This is a genomic window from Photobacterium leiognathi (genome assembly GCF_030685535.1).
Classification (GTDB): Bacteria; Pseudomonadota; Gammaproteobacteria; order Enterobacterales; family Vibrionaceae; genus Photobacterium; species Photobacterium leiognathi.
The window spans coordinates 2,251,277-2,272,303 of record NZ_CP131601.1; the positions used below are offsets into that span (position 1 = coordinate 2,251,277).

General features: G+C 40.2%; 16 protein-coding genes and 1 pseudogene. 12 read left to right on the plus strand and 5 right to left on the minus strand.

Annotation, left to right across the window (positions count from 1 at the left end; genetic code table 11):
• Positions 1 to 3: 3 nt before the first annotated feature.
• From Q7674_RS17310 to Q7674_RS17330, 5 genes are all read left to right on the plus strand, one after another.
• Positions 4 to 423 (plus strand): hypothetical protein, encoded by a 420-nt coding sequence (locus Q7674_RS17310; RefSeq protein WP_045062733.1) that lies wholly within the window; start codon positions 4 to 6, stop codon positions 421 to 423.
• 49 nt (positions 424 to 472) lie between these two features.
• Complete coding sequence (locus Q7674_RS17315; protein WP_045062732.1) at positions 473 to 910, plus strand: VPA1267 family protein; 438 nt, start codon at positions 473 to 475, stop codon at positions 908 to 910.
• Positions 907 to 3,072, plus strand: coding sequence for an AAA family ATPase (locus tag Q7674_RS17320; protein ID WP_045062731.1), 2,166 nt, complete (start codon positions 907 to 909; stop codon positions 3,070 to 3,072). The genes Q7674_RS17315 and Q7674_RS17320 overlap by 4 nt, the downstream gene beginning before the upstream one ends.
• A 249-nt stretch (positions 3,073 to 3,321) precedes the next feature.
• Positions 3,322 to 4,188, plus strand: a complete 867-nt coding sequence (locus tag Q7674_RS17325; protein WP_107229594.1) for a hypothetical protein — start codon at positions 3,322 to 3,324, stop codon at positions 4,186 to 4,188.
• Between the two features lie 206 nt (positions 4,189 to 4,394).
• The gene (locus Q7674_RS17330; protein ID WP_107229593.1) at positions 4,395 to 5,168 is read left to right on the plus strand and encodes a hypothetical protein; all 774 of its coding nucleotides are present in this window, start codon (positions 4,395 to 4,397) and stop codon (positions 5,166 to 5,168) included.
• Between the two features lie 723 nt (positions 5,169 to 5,891).
• Here the strand turns inward: Q7674_RS17330 and Q7674_RS17335 are convergent.
• Together Q7674_RS17335 and Q7674_RS17340 are read right to left on the minus strand one after the other, a co-directional pair.
• Complete coding sequence (locus Q7674_RS17335; protein ID WP_045062726.1) at positions 5,892 to 7,148, minus strand: hypothetical protein; 1,257 nt, start codon at positions 7,146 to 7,148, stop codon at positions 5,892 to 5,894.
• Between the two features lie 703 nt (positions 7,149 to 7,851).
• Complete coding sequence (locus Q7674_RS17340) at positions 7,852 to 8,301, minus strand: hypothetical protein (RefSeq protein WP_045062724.1); 450 nt, start codon at positions 8,299 to 8,301, stop codon at positions 7,852 to 7,854.
• Between the two features lie 210 nt (positions 8,302 to 8,511).
• On the opposite strand from Q7674_RS17340, the gene Q7674_RS17345 reads away from it, so the two are divergent.
• Positions 8,512 to 8,955 carry a DUF2753 family protein gene (locus tag Q7674_RS17345; protein WP_045062723.1) on the plus strand — a complete coding sequence of 148 codons (444 nt, stop codon included), beginning with the start codon at positions 8,512 to 8,514 and terminating at the stop codon, positions 8,953 to 8,955.
• A 62-nt stretch (positions 8,956 to 9,017) separates the two neighbouring features.
• Here Q7674_RS17345 and motY read toward each other — a convergent pair whose 3' ends face one another.
• Positions 9,018 to 9,911, minus strand: a complete 894-nt coding sequence (gene motY / locus Q7674_RS17350; protein WP_052024590.1) for a flagellar protein MotY — start codon at positions 9,909 to 9,911, stop codon at positions 9,018 to 9,020.
• A 239-nt stretch (positions 9,912 to 10,150) separates the two neighbouring features.
• On the opposite strand from motY, the gene rnt reads away from it, so the two are divergent.
• The 3 genes from rnt (at position 10,151) to Q7674_RS17365 (ending at position 13,995) form a co-directional block, all read left to right on the plus strand.
• On the plus strand, positions 10,151 to 10,774 hold the full coding sequence (rnt, locus tag Q7674_RS17355; protein WP_305422942.1) for a ribonuclease T: 624 nt from the start codon (positions 10,151 to 10,153) through the stop codon (positions 10,772 to 10,774).
• 317 nt (positions 10,775 to 11,091) lie between these two features.
• The gene (locus Q7674_RS17360; RefSeq protein WP_023931640.1) at positions 11,092 to 12,384 is read left to right on the plus strand and encodes an outer membrane protein transport protein; all 1,293 of its coding nucleotides are present in this window, start codon (positions 11,092 to 11,094) and stop codon (positions 12,382 to 12,384) included.
• A gap of 288 nt (positions 12,385 to 12,672) precedes the next feature.
• Positions 12,673 to 13,995 carry a Na+/H+ antiporter family protein gene (locus tag Q7674_RS17365; RefSeq protein WP_008987565.1) on the plus strand — a complete coding sequence of 441 codons (1,323 nt, stop codon included), beginning with the start codon at positions 12,673 to 12,675 and terminating at the stop codon, positions 13,993 to 13,995.
• A gap of 107 nt (positions 13,996 to 14,102) precedes the next feature.
• On the opposite strand, the pseudogene grxD reads toward Q7674_RS17365, so the two are convergent.
• Positions 14,103 to 14,441 (minus strand): annotated as a pseudogene (gene grxD / locus Q7674_RS17370) (Grx4 family monothiol glutaredoxin).
• 328 nt (positions 14,442 to 14,769) lie between these two features.
• Between grxD and sodB the strand changes: the two are divergent.
• The 3 genes from sodB (at position 14,770) to Q7674_RS17385 (ending at position 19,824) form a co-directional block, all read left to right on the plus strand.
• Positions 14,770 to 15,354 carry a superoxide dismutase [Fe] gene (sodB, locus tag Q7674_RS17375; RefSeq protein WP_008987568.1) on the plus strand — a complete coding sequence of 195 codons (585 nt, stop codon included), beginning with the start codon at positions 14,770 to 14,772 and terminating at the stop codon, positions 15,352 to 15,354.
• 227 nt (positions 15,355 to 15,581) lie between these two features.
• Positions 15,582 to 16,739: an efflux RND transporter periplasmic adaptor subunit gene (locus tag Q7674_RS17380; protein ID WP_052679857.1), complete on the plus strand. Its 1,158-nt coding sequence runs from the start codon at positions 15,582 to 15,584 to the stop codon at positions 16,737 to 16,739.
• Entirely contained in the window at positions 16,726 to 19,824 is a 3,099-nt protein-coding gene (locus Q7674_RS17385; protein WP_107229592.1) for an efflux RND transporter permease subunit, read from the plus strand. The genes Q7674_RS17380 and Q7674_RS17385 overlap by 14 nt, the downstream gene beginning before the upstream one ends.
• A gap of 66 nt (positions 19,825 to 19,890) precedes the next feature.
• Here Q7674_RS17385 and asd read toward each other — a convergent pair whose 3' ends face one another.
• Positions 19,891 to 21,009 carry an aspartate-semialdehyde dehydrogenase gene (asd, locus tag Q7674_RS17390; RefSeq protein ID WP_045062720.1) on the minus strand — a complete coding sequence of 373 codons (1,119 nt, stop codon included), beginning with the start codon at positions 21,007 to 21,009 and terminating at the stop codon, positions 19,891 to 19,893.
• Positions 21,010 to 21,027 lie beyond the last annotated feature (18 nt).

Sequence of the window (21,027 nt, forward strand, 5' to 3'; positions counted from 1 at the left end):
CACATGGCAACTAAATCATTAGACACTGATCAACAAATCTCCATTCAAGCGTTAATTAGAAGTTGGGAAGGAAAGCTGACTTGGGATTTATTAGTCACGAAAATTGAGTCTAGCCTTGCGATCACTACGACGCGGCAAACACTTGATAAATATCTCAATATAAAAAATGAATACAAAGATAGAAAACGCTCACTCAAGGGGCAACCTGTTTCCGCTGACAATACTGATCTACTTATCTATCTACAAAAAGATATTGATTTAGCAGAAAAAATCATTCAGCTAGAAGCGGAATTAAAAGTAGCAAAAGATGAAATCGGTTATCTACAAGCGTTTGTTCAAAAAATCGCCAACATCGGTCAAAGCGATCCAAATGTAATGGCTATTTTTCAAAGGGCGATGCGGAGTATAGAAGAAAGTAAATAAAGACCCAAATGCAACTCTTTGTATTTTCTAATCTAATTGAGGGCTTAAAATGGCAAGTGGTCAGCAGAAAGCGCAGCACAATCTTGAGGCGTTTAAGGTTTGGGTAGCAACACAAAGCGATGATGATTTTAAACAAATTATCTACCGAGGCCAGCTCAATCGCATCGAAGTCGCAAAAGGGATCGGCTGTGGTAAATCTGCCCTTAACCAAAACCCTGCTCTCAAAGACGCACTCAAAGCATTAGAAGATGAGCTGCGTGATAGAAGCATTCTGCCACCTTTGACCAACTCAGCTAAGAAAAACGAAGGTAAACCAAAAGCCTATGACAATACCGCCAACCGCAAGCTGCTCGACTCAAAACGAGTATCCTCATTAGAGGCTGAAAACATTGAATTAAAAGCCAAGGTAAAAGAGCTGGAAAAACGACTTGAGCGCTTTGGGGAGCTATCAGAGACCCTATCTGAAATGGGGTTGATGCCACGATGAATACTATCCTACATGAAGATCAGATGCGCATAACCAGCATTCCTTATCGCTCGACCAAGATGGTGATATTCAGTGGCGTGCCACTGGCAAAAGACTCATACAAAACCAATAGTGGTAAGTATTACGTCACCATTATAGCCGATCCTAATCGTATCCCTGTGCAACCCACGTTAGGTCAGCATTGGTCAGTCAAAGGTTCTCGCCAAGTTAAAGCTGTTGAAACTGGCGATTATGTCATGCAGCAACACACTTATGAGTTACCAGAGCATATTGAATGCTCCCTGCCCAAAACAGGTGAGCAACTGATACACTTTATTGCTAAAGAAAGTGACTTCAAGGGTATTGGTGAAAGTAAAGCTAGGGCGCTCTGGCAGCTCTTGGGGAAAGATTTCCATATCACCCTGAGAAATGATACCCCAGAGTCCAGAAAGCTTCTGACATCGATTCTGAGCGAAGATTCAGTAGAGGCACTCTTTAAAGGGTACGCCAAATATAAAAATCTGGCACATTGCAACTGGATGAGTGAGCACAACATCCCCGCCAGTGTGCAGCAACGGCTGCTCAAGCATCACGGTGAAGCCTCCATAGAGGTAATTAAGGATAATCCTTATGCTTTGATGGGTTTTGGTCTTTCGTTCAGTGCCATTGAAGATATTATCAAGGCAACGGATTTTAAGAGCGATGTTGCGAAGAATGACCCAAGAAGGCTCAGCGCTGCTCTGGAAATGGCGATTCGCAAGGAGATTGAAAAAGGTCACACCTATACCACTCATGCCAATGTGCGCCCTTACCTCAACAGGCTACTGAAAGACAAAACACTGGTCACTCAGGCGTTCCAATCAGGTCATGATAAAGCTCAGTACATTTTAAATCCTGATACGGGGGCTTATCACCCAACCGCGCAACTTCTGATGGAAAATGTCGTTGCTAAACGGCTAAATACACTGATTAAGCGAAATGACTTGTATGATGAAAACGCCAATACTGCGTATTGCTCTGCGGTTGCGGAGCTTCCCTACGACCTAACCAGTAAACAAATCGAAGCCGTAACAACGTGCCTCGATAATTCGGTAAGCTGTATTACAGGCGGTGCAGGAACAGGCAAAACAACGGTACTTAGAACGGCTCTCAGAGCTTACCATCAACTCGGATTTGAAATACACGCTGTTGCGCTCAGTGGTCGCGCTGCAATGAGACTTCATGAATCAATCGGTTTTGTTACCTCAACCATTGCCAAATTGCTGCGTGAAGACCCCATAGAACCTAGTGTCGAGAAAACAAATCACCTACTGGTGATTGATGAGGCAAGCATGATTGACTTGCCAACCATGTATCGTCTTGTGAATCACATTCACCCCTCTGTACGATTGATATTCACTGGCGATCCCGACCAACTTCCACCCATCGGCTGCGGCAAGGTGTTGGCAGACATCGTTGAAGCAAAAACGGTGGCTAATACGAAGTTAGATATCGTCAAGAGGCAGGAAGGTTCAACGGGTATCCCCGAATACTCAAAGCTCATCAATCAAGGAGTGGTGCCTGATCGATTAAATACGGGTGCAATACACTTTCACGAAACCAGTAAAACAGACATTGCCAAAGTCTGCTGTGAGCTTTACCAACAGTGTCCTGAAAACAGTCGCGTCATGGCTCCAACCAAGGCACTCGTATCAGAAATCAATAAACTCACCCAACAAGCCGTTAACCCAGATAGCACTAGCCTTGAGTTCGAAATCAATGGTGATAAGTTCTTTTTGCCACTTCGCATGAATGATGCCGTGTTATTCACGCAGAACCATTATGACAAAGGCATTCAGAACGGCTCACTTGGCACACTAACCAACGTCAAACCTTCTGGTGATAGTTACGGTGAAGTGACACTAGATACAGGTGAAAAGGTCGAGATTACACAATCTGTTCTCGATTGCATGGAGTTGGGTTACGCAATCACCCTACATAAAGCTCAAGGGTCACAGTTTCCACGTATCATCATCGCTCTGCAAAAAGGCAGAATAGTCGATAGAGCATGGCTCTATACGGCAATTACAAGAGCAGAAAGCGAAATTCATATCGTTGGAAGTAGTGATGACATGAGGCAGATCACCGAGGCACCTAGTCACTCTCATAAGCGGAATAGCTACCTGAAAGAACTGTTGAGTTAGCACTGTTGAGTTAGCAATTTCAAACTCGTTAATGCCCCACTGTTTGTTAGATCAAATACTCATTCATATTGTGTTAACCTGATTTCGGATTAGTTTTATTAGGTTAATCAATCTAATTTTATCTGTTTAGTTAAACGTCATTGTCATCTAAAAGAAAAGGATTAAAACGCTATTAAGATCAAGGTATTTATGAATTGAAACGAATAGAGTTCTGTCAGTTTATAACTGTATTTTAAATTTGGAGTAAGGATGAAATTAAAATCTGATTTTTTTGGTGACTGGGTTGGTCTTCAAAAAGATATTTTGACTAACCACTGGGGCTACGATGTTTCTTTAATACCTGATGATGAAATACCGTTTTTATACTTTAATGCTGAACAGCGGCGTCCTGAAGCCAAGGTTAGACAATTGGTTTTAGCTGATACTTTTTCCTGCCCTCAAAATTTGGTGACTGGATGGGAGCGTTTAAAGCACTTAATCGAATCAGGTCAGGATTTAACGTCTAACTTAAGTAAATTAATCAATAATTTGAATAATAAAGACTCTATGCTCAATGATTGGGGGGTTCATCACTTTCATTTGGGTGAAACTATGGAAGGCGATTTTATTAAAAGAACAGGGCCACTGTTATTTGCATTACTTATTGATAATAAATTTTACGCAATAGGTATTTTTGAGCACGGCTCATGGGCAGACCAAGATATCGTTGAAATTATTCACCGTAATTGGTCTAGCGTAATTGAGAAATATCAAATTAAAGGTGTTGTTTCATCTACGCCATTAACAGAACAAGAGCGTTTAAATCTTCGTAAAGTAAATGGCAATAGCCTTGTAACCGTTCAAGATGGAACTACCTATGCACCGATTGGAGGTGGAGTTGTATCTGCTGGCTTAAATGTACAAGCTGTAATGTCAAAAGATCGCCAAAGAGTTTTTCTAAGATACTTAGAAGAGTACTTAGAAAGTCAGCTAGAAAACTTACGTACCACTTTTGAAAAACAAGGTTACAACGGTGAACCAGAACTTGAAGCACGATTAGACATTACTGAAAGTGAATATACAGCAGTCTTCCCTAAGTATGGAATATCAGCACTTTTGTTTAGTGCGAATAAATAGAACAGGTGTTTAAAGACCTTTCATTGTGGCGGTCTTGTAGTACCTGGACGTTACCATGCATTAGAGAGATTTAGATGCAATATATTAAATGAATACGTTTTTATACAAACAATCTGATAAATATTTGCTTAGAATATTTCGATGTAATAGTACACTTTTGATATTAAATAGGTAATGCCCTATTTGTTTTTATATTGAGGTTAGAAATGGATGATTTCAAATTAAGTATTGATGTTGAGGCAATGTATAAAAGTGATAATGAAGACGGCTTACTTATAGATGTTAATGGAAATAAAATAAAAAAAACAGAAGCCATTATCAATGTTGGAAAAGTGGTTTATGAGCACCTTGAAAGTTTACAAAGAGAAGAACATAAAGAACATATTGGAATAAATGAGTATATTGATTCTAATATTAATAATATCTCCAATTCTTATAAATCATTATTAGTTTTTTTATCAGAAAATACAAAATTCATACTTCATCTGCCTGATGGAAAAGAGCTTTCTGGCGGGGATTTGAAGGAATATGTAAACTCATTATCTTTCGAAGATATTATGCATACAGGGCAATGTGTTCGAAAATTCTTTCTTGAGGAAATGGATATTTCTTTGGTTTTCTGGCACAAGTCTGGCTTTCACGCAGTAATGTTTTTTTTAGAGGTTAACCGTTGTTTTGATGAATATTTTCAATATCTTGATTCATCATCAAAGCTAGAAATTCTCAATGATTGCTGGCACCACCGCGAAAAAATGAGTAATGAATTATTTGCTGAAAACGACAAAAAAGAAAGAGCAAAAAAAGCAGCTAAAAGTAGACATTCAGAAACGAACTCTATGAAAGAAGAGGTTCTTAAAATATATGCTGAGGACAAAGATCAGTATAAGTCTGTAGCTGATGCATCGAGGAAGCTTTCTCGGATAGTCCCAGTAACTGATAGAACTATCGATAAATGGATACGGCAAGCTAAGGTATCTTAGTTTGTCTATACCGTAAGCGCGCAAAAAGCACTCTCTACGTGCTGAAGATACACTTTACCTGTTAGCGGTATTCATCAAATTTAGACCGATGATTAGAATAAATTTACTGAAAGTAAAAAAGGAAAGTGTTGTGTTAATTTTTAAATATAAAGGCTTAAAATCGTCATTCTATATCAAGATGAATATAACTCACGTAATTAATATACTAGTACTAGTAAGCTCTTTTAAATGGTTTTAAGAAGTCGCTTTGGCGACTTTTCCTAGATCTTAACTTGAATGCGCATAAATAGAATTACTGTTAAAAGACCGTCCACAGTGGCGGTCTTTTTGTACCCTAAAGGTACTTTGTGAAGAAGTTACCAATACTTTTCCTAATACCTACCAACCTAAGTAGGGCAAACTTTCTAAAACATTCATGTCCAACAATGAGCTAGCTATTTTGGCTAGCTCAGAAATGCCCTAATGTTTGTTACGACTCACATCTAGACATGGGAATTTAAAGGGAAATATCTTAGCTTTTCTAATCCCAGATACGACAAGAGCCACTAGAAGTGGCTCTATATGGTGCTGAGGCTCTAATAAGGACTTAATTGATTGGTTCTGTTTCTATGAACTCAAACTCATTCATATTCCCATCAGCTAAGCACTGGAGTTTTTGTATCAGGTACTCTTCTCCCCTATCAGGATTATCCCCATTGTAGTGGTCAACTAAAATTACCTTTGCTACTTAACTCTAGTAAGTGGACTTTGGGCTGCATACCACCTAATACACTGCTGAGCTAGGACTCTAAGAAGTTCTGAAAGCTCGTTATATTGGTCTTCAGGAATTTCTTTACCTGAGGGTCTATAGTTCGCTTTAGCATGTGCTATGCTGTTCCTAGTGGCTGTAATTGAGTCTGCTATTGAGCCAAGTGCTTCCAGTACACCTTTCTTCCTTTCTGTATCTACTTTGCGCTTAATATGACTAGGAATTTTATCTTCCAAGTCACTCATATAACCACATGTCTGGACAGTTAATTTAATGGAATCAGCATCTTTCTGATAAGAATGGTCTTTAAATAGGTTCTGTAGCTCTTTAATGAAGTTAGCATCAGGATTCATAGCCCTATTACTTGAAAGAGCCTTTCTAGCCTCATCTGTTATCTTCGATCTCACAACTGTCTCAGATACAAACTCCAGAACCTTTGAATAGAACAATATTGATACTTCATCATCATCACAGCACATTGCTTTGTTATACAACTGTATGACCTTATCAGTATCATCACATAGGATTAGCCTTCGTTTGAAAGTAGTAAGTTGGTCTTTATCAGGCTCTTCCAAGAAAAAGTCATCAATATCAAAAGGCTCGTTAGGTGTTGATTCAATGGTAATATCAGAAACAGTATTCGCTTCAAACACAAAAGACTTATAAACTTTTCTACACTGATCTAAAGTCAGATTCTCGCCTCTAATGACTACAAATGCATCGTGACTAACTGGCTCTTTATGCCCATTTTTATATAGAAGATAGCTAAACTGGAATGAAATTTCTGGAGAGAAATAGACTTTTAAGTCATCCGCTACGGCTTCTAGTGTCATCAGATTAAAGTAACTTAAAGACTCATCACAGGTGGTAGACACTCTATGTAAGTAAAGGTTTGAGCTAAAGTACTCAACATAATCAATTAGCTGAGCGGTTTCCAGCTCTGTATCCAAGTTAATAAGGTCTTTTTGAAGTACTGACAAACACTCTCCATATTCATTGAATGCTTCACAATAGACTTCGATTTCCTCATCAGGAGCAATAACAAAAGCAACTACATCAGCATCAACAGGATTATCTTCTGGATCAATGACGCTTTCCTTCAAGTCGCTAGTTTCAAACTCAGTATCAAACCCATCAATTTTCTTAGAAAGATTATCTATAGAATCGATAAGCTGATTTTTAAATTCTTCATCATAGTGAACTATCAACTTGTCTTCAGGAATTTCATTCATACGCACCACCTATCTAATTGATAAGTATATGATATCACTGAATTACAGATAAATGAAAACCCAGATGGTCATATGGGTTCTTTTAGAGCTTGCAGGAAGATTGGGATTAATGTATCAGTAGCTTACGCTCCTAATTAATAAGTTAATATAATGTACGTAATAGTATGTTATTGCTCACTAGAGTGAACGCACTAACTCATTTCTGTCCAAAAACGAGTTACGAAAGCTCTTTTGTGAGTGATACCGATGGTCAAGAAAAATCATAAACGCCTAGCGACTAGCGAGCCGTGCGAGCGTCAGGAGTGGCTTTATTATTTTACTTTACCATCATTCCCCTAGATACCCTTTTAGCAGGGTGATGGTTCACGCAGTGAGGCCATCGCCTTGCCAAGACTTTGGGTAAAGTCAGCTACAATTTATTTGTTACTATTTTTGTAAAGGATATTGCGTATGATTTTGTCGAGTTTAGTCTTATAAAATCATCACCTTTACAAATTGAAGGGTATTTGTAATGTATTTTTACCGTTGATGGTACCTACACCCCTTACAATAACTAGATAGTCACTCACTCACCCACCGAGTAAAGATGATTTTTAGTTCATATAACACAAATATAAAGATAAGGTAGACATCTGATTATTAAAGATTTAACCCAATAAAAAAGGAGCATAACGCTCCTTTTTTCATGTCTAACCATTAACGATTAAAGCGGTTCACAATTGACTTTAAAGCCGTATGCTTTACGTTTTTCAGCCATTTGTTTTGCACCTTCAGCTAATTTATCGAACATCTCATTACGCTCTTCCGCTGATGGTTTATCAGTACTTGCATCAATCGCTTGATGTAATTGAACACGTGCAGCATCTTGATCGCCCATCAAGTAACTATTTTGTGCTAACGCAATATAAGCCAAGCTACGGCCTAATGGTGTTGCTGTATGGCCTAGCGCTTCAAGTTCTGCTGTTGCACCAGATTCACAGGCTTCTAACTTACCAATTGCTTTTGATACTGGCGCTAAATCAGCACTCACTACTTCTTTTAATACTTTCTTAGTTGTTTCATTCGCCGCTTTTTCAGTAAATTTACTCACACTAAATACGCCAATACCCGCTGCAAGTAATACTACTACTACGATAGCTACAATTTTATTCATAACGAAAATCCTTATCTAAACACCAATAAATCATAACCTTTACAAATATATACCATGTCAATTAATCATCAAATTCATTCTATATTCAGTTATTCACTCTTTTTTACTTGATATTGATAATTATTATCAACTAATATACGAACGGTTTAATATCATACAAATAATGTAAAAGTACTGAATTCGCGCATTAATGCTGAACAGGGGGAAGATATGGATACCAGATCATGGGAGCAACACACTTTACTTGCCGATCAAGCACACACTAACAATAACCCTGTGATGTCGATCGTTCATTATCAACTGGCACTTTCTATCGCCGATGAAATGACGCTTGATATGCCGAATGAAGAACAACTAAACGAACTGCTTACTATCAAGGTGATCTCTTGTCATAACCTGGCTAACTTTTGGCGTCAGCATGGTGATAGCGACTACGAATTAAAGTATCTACAGCTCGCATCTGAACAAGTTCTCTCTTTGATCCCACAATGCAAACAAACACATTGTCATAGTTATATTGAATCACTAGGTTGCTGTAAGTCAGCACTGATCGCCTTCTTAAAAAGGCACCCTAACCCTCAAATTGCCAAACAAATTAAGGCAATACCGCACTATTCTAATTGCGAACGCATTGCAACTTTCAAATTAAACTAACGAAAAAGCTCGAACCCTCATAAATAAGAGTTCGAGCTCTGATTGTGTATTCGCAATACAGGTTAATACATTGGTGTTTGGCCTAATGAAATCACAACACGCCTATTTAAGCTGCGTCCAATAGGCGTTGAGTTATCAGCAATAGGACGACGCTTACCATAAGCTTCTATTTGTACCCGATCTTCAGGCAACCCCAATGATTTAAAGTACTTACGTAAGTTCTCTGCACGATGCTCTGACATATCTTGGCTTTCTGTTGTCCCAGCCAATGAGTCATTAAAAGAAGCCACCAGCACCAAATCAACATCATCAGAATAACGGACAAAATCTGCGATTTTCGCCAGTCGTTGTTGTGAGATTTTATTCAATGTATCGCTATTCTCGTCATAGTGCAGAACCGAAAATGCAATGTCTTCAAAGCCGTATGGCAATAGCTTATTTAAACATTGGCTAAAATCTTGATAGCCTTTTTGAAAAGATACCGCTGATAGCCCAACTTCCAAAGTTCGATTCTGTCGCTGCCAATCTTGATAACTAAAAGTTGGGTTACGTCCATCTTCCAGCTCTGCCAGCATATTCCAAACTGTTTTCCCTTGAATAAAACCATCAAACTGTTTAAAGAATTTTAATCGTGTAATGTTATTTGCAGCTTCACCCGGCATCCAACGTGCTGGCATAGAGGTAAGACGAACATTGCGTGTTTCACCCATCGGGCGATACATCTTCAACTCAAATGCTACCGACTGTTTTTTACTGGCACGAGCGACAAATTCACCATCACCATAACCGGGAATGTTATGAGATAAACGGCATTCTAATGGCGTATCAACGATCACGTTCCAGTGGGATTGATTAGGCGTTGCTATATATTGCTTTACCGCCCAACTTGGCAGCGAAAACAACAAAACACACAGATACAATGGCCTAGACCATGATTTAAACGAAATAAAAGTCATTATGATAACGCTTTATCCAAAATTCAGTAGCTATAAGGCAAGTGTTCTACGAAGAGCACTTTAAAACATCAATTATTGTTACATTATATCGACCATACCACCCATTGCTTTAGCGATTCTGTACCCGTTTCACATTAAGCAACAACGCTTCACGGTTTTGTTTTTAAACATCAGATCGAATTGGTATCAAGGGGCGAATCTGACATAATAGCCCATTCATTTATTTTGACAGCAGTGTTATGAGCCAAGATAACGAATTCAATACCTTAAAAAGTCGCTTTCGCGGCTACTTTCCCGTCGTCATCGATGTCGAAACGGCTGGATTTAACGCTAAAACTGACGCATTACTAGAGATCTGTGCCGTCACATTGCAAATGGATGAAGACGGTTGGTTAAAGCCAGCGACGACTATCCACTTCCATGTAGCACCTTTTGAAGGGGCGATCTTAAATAAAGAAGCGCTGGAATTTAATGGTATTCGTGACCCGTTCAGCCCACTACGTGGCGCAGTATCGGAAGAGCACGCATTAAAAGAGATCTATAAACAAATCCGTAAAGAGCAGAAAGCCTCGGATTGCTCACGCGCGATCATGGTAGCTCATAATGCCACCTTTGATCATAGCTTTGTAATGGCAGCTTCTGAACGCGCCAAACTAAAACGTAACCCATTCCATCCTTTTGCTACTTTTGATACTGCAGCACTAAGTGGTCTTGCTTTTGGACAAACCGTTTTAGCGAAAGCTTGCCAAACTGCAAATATCCCATTTGATAATCGTGAAGCACACTCAGCCCTTTACGATACCGAGCGTACCGCCGAGCTATTTTGTGAAATAGTTAACAAATGGAAGAAGTTAGGTGGTTGACTACTAATGGCACCTCAAACAGATGAAACATAAAATCTGTAGTTTCATTTAAGAAAATTTCTGTATCAAACAATCATAAGCTCATATTTTTTATGAGCTTTTTTTTACTTGAATTTTATTAAGTCATTTTTCAATTAAACGTTTTAAACAGTCATTACAAAATCATGTTAAATACATGATTGTTACATTAATTTTTAGGTTACATTTTATTAACATTTAACGTATCCAGTCTTATACTCACTCTTGTACTTAATATTTTGTTTTTCCTTTCAGGGATGAATAAGAAGCTAAATAACAAAGCATAGAGAGGCAGTATAATGTCCATAAAGAAACGTTATCTCACCGTTGCCATTGCGGCATCAATATCATCATTTAATATTCAAGCCGCTGGTTTCCAGCTGAACTCGCAATCTGCAACAGGTTTAGGTCGTGCATTTTCAGGAGATGCCGTTATTGCTGATAATGCATCAGTAATGGCAAAAAACGCCGCAGCAATGTCACTATTTGACTCCCCTACACTGTCACTTGGCGTCATAGCGATTGACTCTGAAATTGATGTGAAAAATACCAGTGTTACAACTTTAACTCCTGCTGGCCCTGCTAGTTTCCCTGTTGATGATGCTGCTATTGGTGGTATGAGTTACATACCTAACATTTATTATATCCACCCAATCAATGACCAATTAGCTATAGGTGCTGCGTTATATTCGAATTTCGGTACGCTAACTGAGTTCCCTAATGGTTATAGTGGTAATTTACCTGGTCCCTTAAGTGGCAGCGCTGACGTTTATGGCGGCACAACAGAAGTAAAAAGTATCAACCTTGGACTAAGCGCATCTTATCGTCTTAATAAGCAATTAAGTCTTGGGGCAGGTATTGATGTTATTTACGGCAGCGGTAAGTTCACACGAGGCAGGGGACTTTCACCACTTCCAAGTTCAGTAACAGGCACAAGCGATTTAGTAGATATTGATGCCGATGGTTTTGCATTAGGCTTTAATTTGGGAAGTGTATTTGAAGTAGATGATAATAATCGCTTTGGTTTAACTTATCGTTTTAGTCCAACGTTAGAAGCTGAAGGTGACATGGCTTACATCCCTAATGCAAGCGTTGGAAAGCCTTATGATTTAAGCGGAGAAAAATTAAAAATGCCATTACCTGATATGGCAGAATTTTCCGGTTTTCATAAGCTCAATGACAAATTTGCAGTTCATTATAGTGTGCAATGGATTGGCTGGAGTAGCTTCGACAAGTTAGAAACCACAGGTGGCACTATTATTAAAGAGTATGAATGGCAAGATGGTTGGCATTACGCCATTGGTGGTACATATTATCTAAATAACAAATGGACGCTTCGTGCTGGTTATATGTACGACACTAGCGCTCAAGATCAATTGACCTCAATTTCAGTGCCTGATTCAGATAGAAACTGGATCTCTGGCGGCTTTACTTACCACTTAGATAGTAAATCTAATATCGACTTCGGTCTTACTTATCTGATGGGTAAAGACGTCAATGTTAATGAATCAACAACAGGCGCACCAACTCTGACAGCAACAACCAAAGCGAATGCATGGCTTTACGGTATTCAATATAGCCAAAGCTTCTAATTAACTCTGTGTAACCTCCATTTAAAGGCTCAGAACATTAAGTTGGCTGAGCCTTTTTCATTGCCAAATCATTCCCTCAATCTCCTATTTTTACTGGTTTAAAATTATACAACCTCAATAAAATGTGGTTCAAAACACATTTTGTCCTCGACATGTGCAAAAAATTAAGCAAACTGGTAAAAACGGTGTTATTTCACCCCAATGATTCTGTGATTACTCACACACTTTGAAATACGCAAAATAATGTAGTTCACAATTTCCTAATTAAAACGGACGGATCGAAGCTTTATGAACCCTGTAGTTATAGCGGTATGTATCATGCTGATACTCGCGTTGATGCGAGTAAATGTCGTGGTCGCGCTAACCTTTAGTGCCATTGTTGGCGGCCTTATTGGTGGGATGTCTCTCACCGATGCGGTATCGGCCTTCGAAGGCGGTCTTGGTGGCGGAGCTACCACAGCACTTAGTTATGCCATGTTAGGTACGTTTGCAGTTGCAATCTCACGCTCTGGTATTACTGATGTCTTAGCACAAAAAGTGATTAAGAAAATCAGTGGTCATGATAATGCAGCAGCAGCGACTGGCGTTAAATACAGCGTTCTGATCATTTTAGTTTTATTAGCAATCTCTTCTCAGAACGCCATCCCAGTTCATATTGCTTTTATCCCTATCGTTATTCCGCCACTACTTCATGTATTTGCGAAACTGAAGTTAGACCGTCGTCTTATTGCTTGCGTACTGACATTTGGTCTAGTTACGCCATACATGGTGCTACCTATTGGCTTTGGTGGTATTTTCTTAAATAACATCTTATTGAAAAACTTACACGATAACGGTTTAGATGTCGTTGCAAGTCAAGTACCTGTAGCAATGATCCTACCTGCATGTGGCATGCTATTTGGCTTACTTCTTGCGACCTTCGTCAGCTACCGTAAACCACGCGAATATTCCGTTGAGAAGATCCTTGCAAGCGAACCTGAGAAAAAAGAAATCGATATGCGCCATGTCTATGTGGCTATCGTGGCAATATTTGCCGCGCTTGGTGCACAGCTATACAGTGGCTCAATGATCATCGGTGGCTTAATGGGCTTTATGGTCTTTACCTTCACTGGCGTGATTAAATGGAAAGAAACCCATGATGTGTTCACAAAAGGTGTGCATATGATGGCGATGATCGGCTTTATTATGATTGCAGCGGCAGGTTTTGCTGCGGTAATGAAAGCAACAGGTGGCGTTGAAACACTGGTTAACTCACTAGAGGCAGCAATTGGTAATAACAAACCATTAGCGTCACTACTAATGCTAGTTGTTGGTCTACTGGTAACAATGGGTATTGGTTCATCGTTCTCAACCATTCCAATTCTTGCCACTATTTACGTGCCACTTTGTCTGTCTTTTGGTTTCTCACCAATGGCAACCATTGCAATCGTTGGTACAGCGGCAGCGCTGGGTGATGCTGGCTCACCAGCGTCAGATTCGACGTTAGGTCCAACATCGGGTTTGAATGCGGATGGTCAACACGATCACATTTGGGATTCGGTTGTACCGACCTTTATTCACTACAACCTACCGTTAATTGGTTTTGGTTGGCTAGCATCTATGGTGCTGTAAGCCTTTTCTTAGATATAAAAAAACCGCCAAGTTTGGCGGTTTTTTATTGCTTAAAAGTGAAAGACTTAAAAATCATATCACCTTAAACAAATGGCGTTACAGAAGAATTACTCTGCTGAAGCTGCGTCGCGACGTGCTGCTGCTTCTTTAATTAGTGGCTGAAGCTCACCTTTTTGGAACATCTCAAGAATGATGTCACAACCACCGATCAGCTCACCTTCAATCCATAATTGTGGGAATGTTGGTTACTGTGCGTAAATTGGAAGTTCAGCACGGATATCTGGGTTTTGCAGAATATCAACGAAAGCAAACTTTTCGCCACAGCCCATTAGCGCTTGAGACGCTTGAGATGAGAAACCACAGCTTGGTAGCTTAGGTGAACCTTTCATGTAAAGTAGGATTGGGTTTTCAGCGATCTGCTGCTTGATCTTGTCGATAGTTTCCATAGCTTCCTCGTACAACTTTAATAGTAATAACTTAAACCCTACCATTCTACTTGGTTATCGTCACCAATAAAAATACTTTCCCGCTCCTAACCGACGGCTTTTAATTCAATCCTTAAGCATAGCACTATTTAACCTTGCTAATTAAAAGGTTATTGACGATTACCAGAACGAGGTATAGGGTATTTTTTTATAGCCAAGTCTTTTAATAAAGAAAAAACTTGCTAAAATAAAACGGTCAGATTCAAAAATAAATTAAGTAAGCCTCGATGCTTACTGGAAGCAATAATGTCGTGGCAAACGCCACCAAACCAATATGGAGAATTGAGCAATGGCATTTGAATTACCAGCTCTACCTTTCGCAATGAACGCTCTTGAGCCACACATTTCTCAAGAAACTCTAGAGTACCACTACGGTAAGCACCACAACACTTACGTTGTTAAGCTTAACGGTCTTGTTGAAGGTACTGAGCTTGCTGAAAAGTCACTTGAAGAAATCATTAAAACTTCAACTGGCGGCGTATTTAACAATGCAGCTCAAGTTTGGAACCACACTTTCTACTGGAACTGTCTAGCGCCTAACGCTGGCGGCGAACCAACAGGTGAAGTAGCAGCAGCAATCGAAAAAGCATTCGGTTCTTTCGCTGAGTTCAAAGCTAAATTCACAGATTCAGCAATCAACAACTTCGGTTCTTCTTGGACTTGGTTAGTGAAGAACGCTGACGGCTCTCTAGCGATCGTTAACACTTCTAACGCTGGTTGCCCAATCACAGAAGAAGGCGTAACTCCGCTACTAACTGTTGACCTTTGGGAACACGCTTACTACATCGACTACCGTAACCTACGTCCAAGCTACATGGATGGTTTCTGGGCACTAGTTAACTGGGATTTCGTTGCTAAAAACCTAGCAGCTTAATAACCCATTAAAGCGTAAAGCCTAATAATAAGCCGTGAATATTTATGAAATGTTCACGGTTTTTTTGTATCTAGGCGATCTGGGGAGAAGATAACAAAATAAGAAAAACAAACATAAATCTAACAATACCAATAACAACCTAACCATTCACTGACATTATAGATCGACTTTTTCTATATCTTTCTCACACATCGACACCCTTATCACCCCAATAAGAGTTAAACGACGTGCACTATAAAAAACTATCCCCACTCCTGTTTACCATCATGGCGTTCACAGCAACAAGCTATGTTCAAGCCAGTGATGATGAGCAACCTCAAGCTGTTCCTGTTACCGTGGAACCGATTTCCACTAAAGAGTTCGTTGCCACATTAAATGAAGTCGGAAAAATCAATGCGATTGATTTTGCAGAGCTCACATTTAGTACCCCTGGCAAGCTAGTTTCGATTAATTTCAAAGATGGCGACGTGGTGAAAAAAGGCCAAACTATTGCCAAGCTCGACAGTAGCAAGGCAAAAGCCGATCTCGATAAAGCGGCAAGTTCACTCACCACAGCAAGAAACAAAGTGAAACGAGTGATTGAGCTCAATAAAAAGCAACCTGGTGCGCTATCAAAACAAGATTTTGAAGAACTGCAAGATGCCGCTAACCTTGCTGCAGCTGATTACCGCCAGCAACAAGCAATTTTAAAAGACTACATTATTACTGCTCCTTTCGATGGTGAACTCACTAATTTCACCAAATCAAAAGGCAGCATGATTGATGCTATAACGCCATTAGTGAGCATTTATAACCTTGATCCGGTTGAAGTGTCATACACCATTAGTCAAAACGATCTCGGCAAAGCGGTAAAAGGTCAGCCCATCACGGTAACGGTTGAAGCCTATAAAGATATGACCTTTAACGGTGTCGTTGATTACGTTGCGCCAGCGGTGAACAAAAACACAGGGCGCGTGGCAATTCATGCACGTATTGAAAACCCGAACCACATTTTAGCTCCGGGTATGTTTGCCCAAGTAAGCCAAATGGTGAACGGTCGCACTGAACATATTGTAGCACCTCAAAATGCCATTCTTGCCCATAATGAAGATCGTTATGTATGGGTCGTAGATAAAAACAACATTGCTACCAAACGATATCTAACATTAGGCGACAACCTCAACAATGGTTATGTGATTGTTGAAAAAGGCTTAAAAGTGGATGATAAGGTTGTTGTTACTGGGCATCAGAAAATTGATGATGAAACACTGGTTAATATCATCAAAACCCAAACACCAACATCAGATGCGCCAGCACAAGCGCCAAAAAAGAAAACAACCGATCCTGCTAATGCGGGGAAAACAGAGAAAAAGACTGTAACGGAGCCAAATCATGAAGCTACCTGAAGTCTGTATTAAACATCCTGTTTTCGCTTCAGTGCTAAGTATTGCGATTATTCTTATTGGTCTATTTTCATTCCAAAAGCTGGCGATTCAGTATTTCCCTGAGCACAACACACCTAAAGCAACAGTCACAGCCAGTATTGACGGTGCTAGTGCAGACTTCATGTCACGCAATGTTGCGACACATTTAATTAATGCCGCAACAGGGTTAGAAAGCGTCGATATTATGACGACTGACTGTACTCAAGGTAAATGTACATTAAATGTGAAATTTGACGATGGTATTTCCGATGTCGAATACGCAAATTTAATGAACAAACTACGTAGTAGTATTGAAGCTATTGCCGATTTTCCACCGAGTATGGTTGATAAACCTACCGTCACTGACGATTCAGCAGATAAAAGCTCAGCCAGTAACATCATCACCTTTGTTAATAAAGGAACGATGAGTTCGCAAGAAATGTATGACTATATTGGTCAACAAATCAAACCACAGTTTCGACATATTTCTGGTGTTGGTGCCGTTTATGGCCCTTATGGTGGTGCAGCTAAAGCCGTACGTGTATGGCTAAACCCAAACCGCATGATGGCATTAAATGTTAAAGCAGCAGATGTAGTTACAACACTGAGCGCATACAGTTCATCATTTACTGTCGGTCAAATTGTCGGTGAAGCGCGTAACTTCCAAATTAACCCAGTTACCCAAGTCACGAGTGTTAAAGATATTCAGAATCTTGTGATCCGCGTGGATGATGGCAACATTATTCGCATCAAAGACATTGCTGATGTCAAAATGGGAGAAAACAGCCTAACGCCAAGCAAACTTAAAGTGAATGGTGAAACGGCTATGTCGCTTCAGGTATTACCACTAAAGAGTGAAAACCCTGTTGATGTTGCAGCACGTGTAAAAGCCGAAATCGAAAAGATGCAACAGCATTTACCTGATGGTCTTGAAATGAAGATGGTATATAACCAAGCCGACTTTATTCAGGAATCCATTGATCAAGGCTTTCATACCCTGTTAGAGGCGGTGGTTTTAGTTTCCGTTATCGTCGTGCTTTTCCTTGGCTCACTGCGTATTGCATCGATCCCAATTATTACCATTCCAGTATGTATTATTGGTGTGTTTGCAGTGATGTCATTTCTCGGTTTCAGTATTAACGTACTGACTATATTAGCCATTATTCTAGCGATTGGTCTGGTGGTTGATGACGCCATTGTGGTTGTCGAAAACTGTTATCGTTATATTGAAGAAGGTGAAACCCCACTCAACGCAGCGATCAAAGGCAGTAACGAAATCATTTTCCCTGTCATTGCCATGACTATGACCCTTGCAGCGGTTTACTTGCCTATTGGTTTAATGTCAGGCATGACAGCTGATCTATTCCGTCAGTTTGCCTTTACCCTTGCAGCATCAGTGATCATCTCAGGTCTCGTGGCACTAACCCTCTCACCAATGATGAGTGCTTATTTAATTAAGCCTGTATCACAGCAGCCTAAATGGTTTGCAGCCATTGATAAACAGTTACATAAGCTATCTGATAGCTATAGCAAACAACTCTCAAAATGGTTTGATCGTAAGGCACTGATGGGTGGCATGGCGCTTGCGCTAATCGCACTATCAGGAGTGGCTGTGTGGTCGATGCCACAAGTGTTGTTACCAACCGAAGATACAGGCTTTATTGATGGCAGTGCTGAAGCGCCAACAGGGGTAGGTCGTCGTTATCACATCAAGCATAACTCTGAATTAAACAGTGTTATGGAAGATAATAAAGACATCGCAGCCAATTTATCCTACATCGAAGGAACACCATCGAACCATATTTTGCTTGAACCTTGGGGCAAGCGCACTAAACCTGCAGATGAAATAGTGGCAGAGCTTACCGATAAAGCAGCGAAGACCTTGTCTGCCTACAGCATGTCATTTAGTGTACGTTCGGCTGATGGTCTTAATGCTGCGACCAATTTGAAGCTACAACTAAAAACAGTTAATCGAGATAATACAAAGCTCAACGATACAGCGAACCGTGTCGTTAAAAAGCTGAGTGAATATGAAGGGTTAACGCGTGTTAAAAGCTCATTACTGCGTGATCAGCTCCGATATGACCTACGCATTGATCGCAATGCAATTATCTTATCAGGTGTAGCTTATACCGATGTAACTAATGCCTTATCTACTTTCCTTGGTTCATTGAAGGCGGCAAATTTACAGGCCGATGATGGTTATACCTACCCTATTCGCGTTCAAGTTAACCGTAAAGATCTCGGCAACTTCGATATTATCGATAAGCTTTATGTAGCGTCAGAATCAGGGCAAAACATTCCTTTGTCTGAATTCGTCTCGATTAAAGCGGTAACCTCAGAGTCTAACTTTAAGACTTACATGGGGCAAAACAGTGCAGAAATTACAGCAACCTTAATGCCGGGCTATACCGCAGGTGATGTGCGTAATTATATTGATAAGAACATACCAGAGCTGCTTGATAACTCACAAAGCTACGCCTATGACGGTGTCGTGAAAGAGTTAATGGACTCACAAGATGGTACCCAAACACTGTTTTTGATGGCGCTTATTTTCATCTATTTGATCTTAGCCGCGCAGTTTGAAAGCTTTGTTGATCCGTTGATCATTTTGCTTACCGTTCCTCTGTGTATTGTAGGCGCAGTACTGACCCTGTGGGTATTTGGGCAAAGCCTCAATATTTACTCACAAATTGGTCTATTGACCTTAGTCGGACTAGTCACTAAACACGGTATTTTACTGGTCGAGTTTGCCAACGAGCAACGTAAGCATGGCAAAACAGCCATTGAAGCGGCAATTCACAGTGCTCGTTCACGTTTACGTCCAATTTTAATGACATCACTGACCATGATTTTAGGTGCTTTACCGTTAGCATTTGCATCAGGGCCGGGCTCATTAGGTCGTGTAAATATTGGCTTAGTCTTAGTGGGAGGATTAACCGCAGGGACATTCTTCTCACTATTTCTAGTGCCAGTTGCTTATGTCGGGATGAGTAAGTTAAGAGAAAAAGATGCGCTAAAAACCTTATTAAGTGGTCGTGGTTTCCGCCAGCGAAATCAACACTAAATAAGATTTACAAAAACAAAAACGCCTACATCACTGTAGGCGTTTTTTATTATCGTGTGATTATGATTAAGCTTTCTCTGAAAGAATAATACGCAGCGTTCGACGAAGAGGTTCTGCTGCCCCCCATAACAACTGATCACCTACAGTAAAGGCATTAAGGAAATCATCACCCATTGCCAGTTTACGAAGACGACCGACAGGCACTGATAGCGTACCTGTTACTTTTGCAGGACTTAGCTCTTGTACCGTTACATCACGATCATTCGGGATCACTTTCACCCAGTCATTATGTGATGCGATAATTTCTTCAATTTCGTCAAGTGGTACATTCTTCTTCAGCTTTAACGTTAATGCTTGGCTGTGACAGCGCATCGCACCAATACGTACACATGTACCATCAATAGGGATAGGCGAATCTTCTAGACCAAGGATCTTGTTCGTTTCAACCGACGCTTTCCACTCTTCTTTACTTTGACCATTTTCGCGCTTCACATCAATCCAAGGGATCAATGAACCCGCTAATGGCGCACCAAATTCTTGAGCAGGGAAATCACTAGAGCGCAGTGTATCTGCAACCTTACGGTCAATATCTAAAATAGAGGTCGCTGGGTTTGCCAGCTCGCTGGTTACTGTGTCATTAATCACGCCCATTTGGCTGATCAATTCACGCATGTTTTTCGCACCAGCACCGGACGCCGCTTGATACGTTTGTGACGTCATCCACTCAACAAGCCCTGCTTTATATAGACCACCAACAGCCATCAGCATTAAGCTTACAGTACAGTTACCACCTACGTAGGTATTTGTACCCTTGTGGATACCTTGTTGGATTTGATCGAAGTTAACTGGATCCAGTGTGATGATTGAATCAGGCTTCATACGCAGTGTAGACGCTGCATCAATCCAGTAACCTTTCCAACCTGCTTGGCGCAATGCTGGATAAACTTTTTCAGTGTAACTACCACCTTGACAGGTAATGATTGCATCAAGCTGTTTTAAACTCTCTAAATCGAAAGCATCTTGCAGCATTCCTGCATCTTTACCAAAGTTTGGCGCTGGAATGCCTACTTGAGAAGTTGAATAGAAGACAGGATCAATCAGCTTAAAATCACCTTCTTCAATCATACGTTGCATCAGTACAGAGCCGACCATGCCACGCCAACCAACTAAACCTACTTTCATCATTTCTACCACACTCCCTGT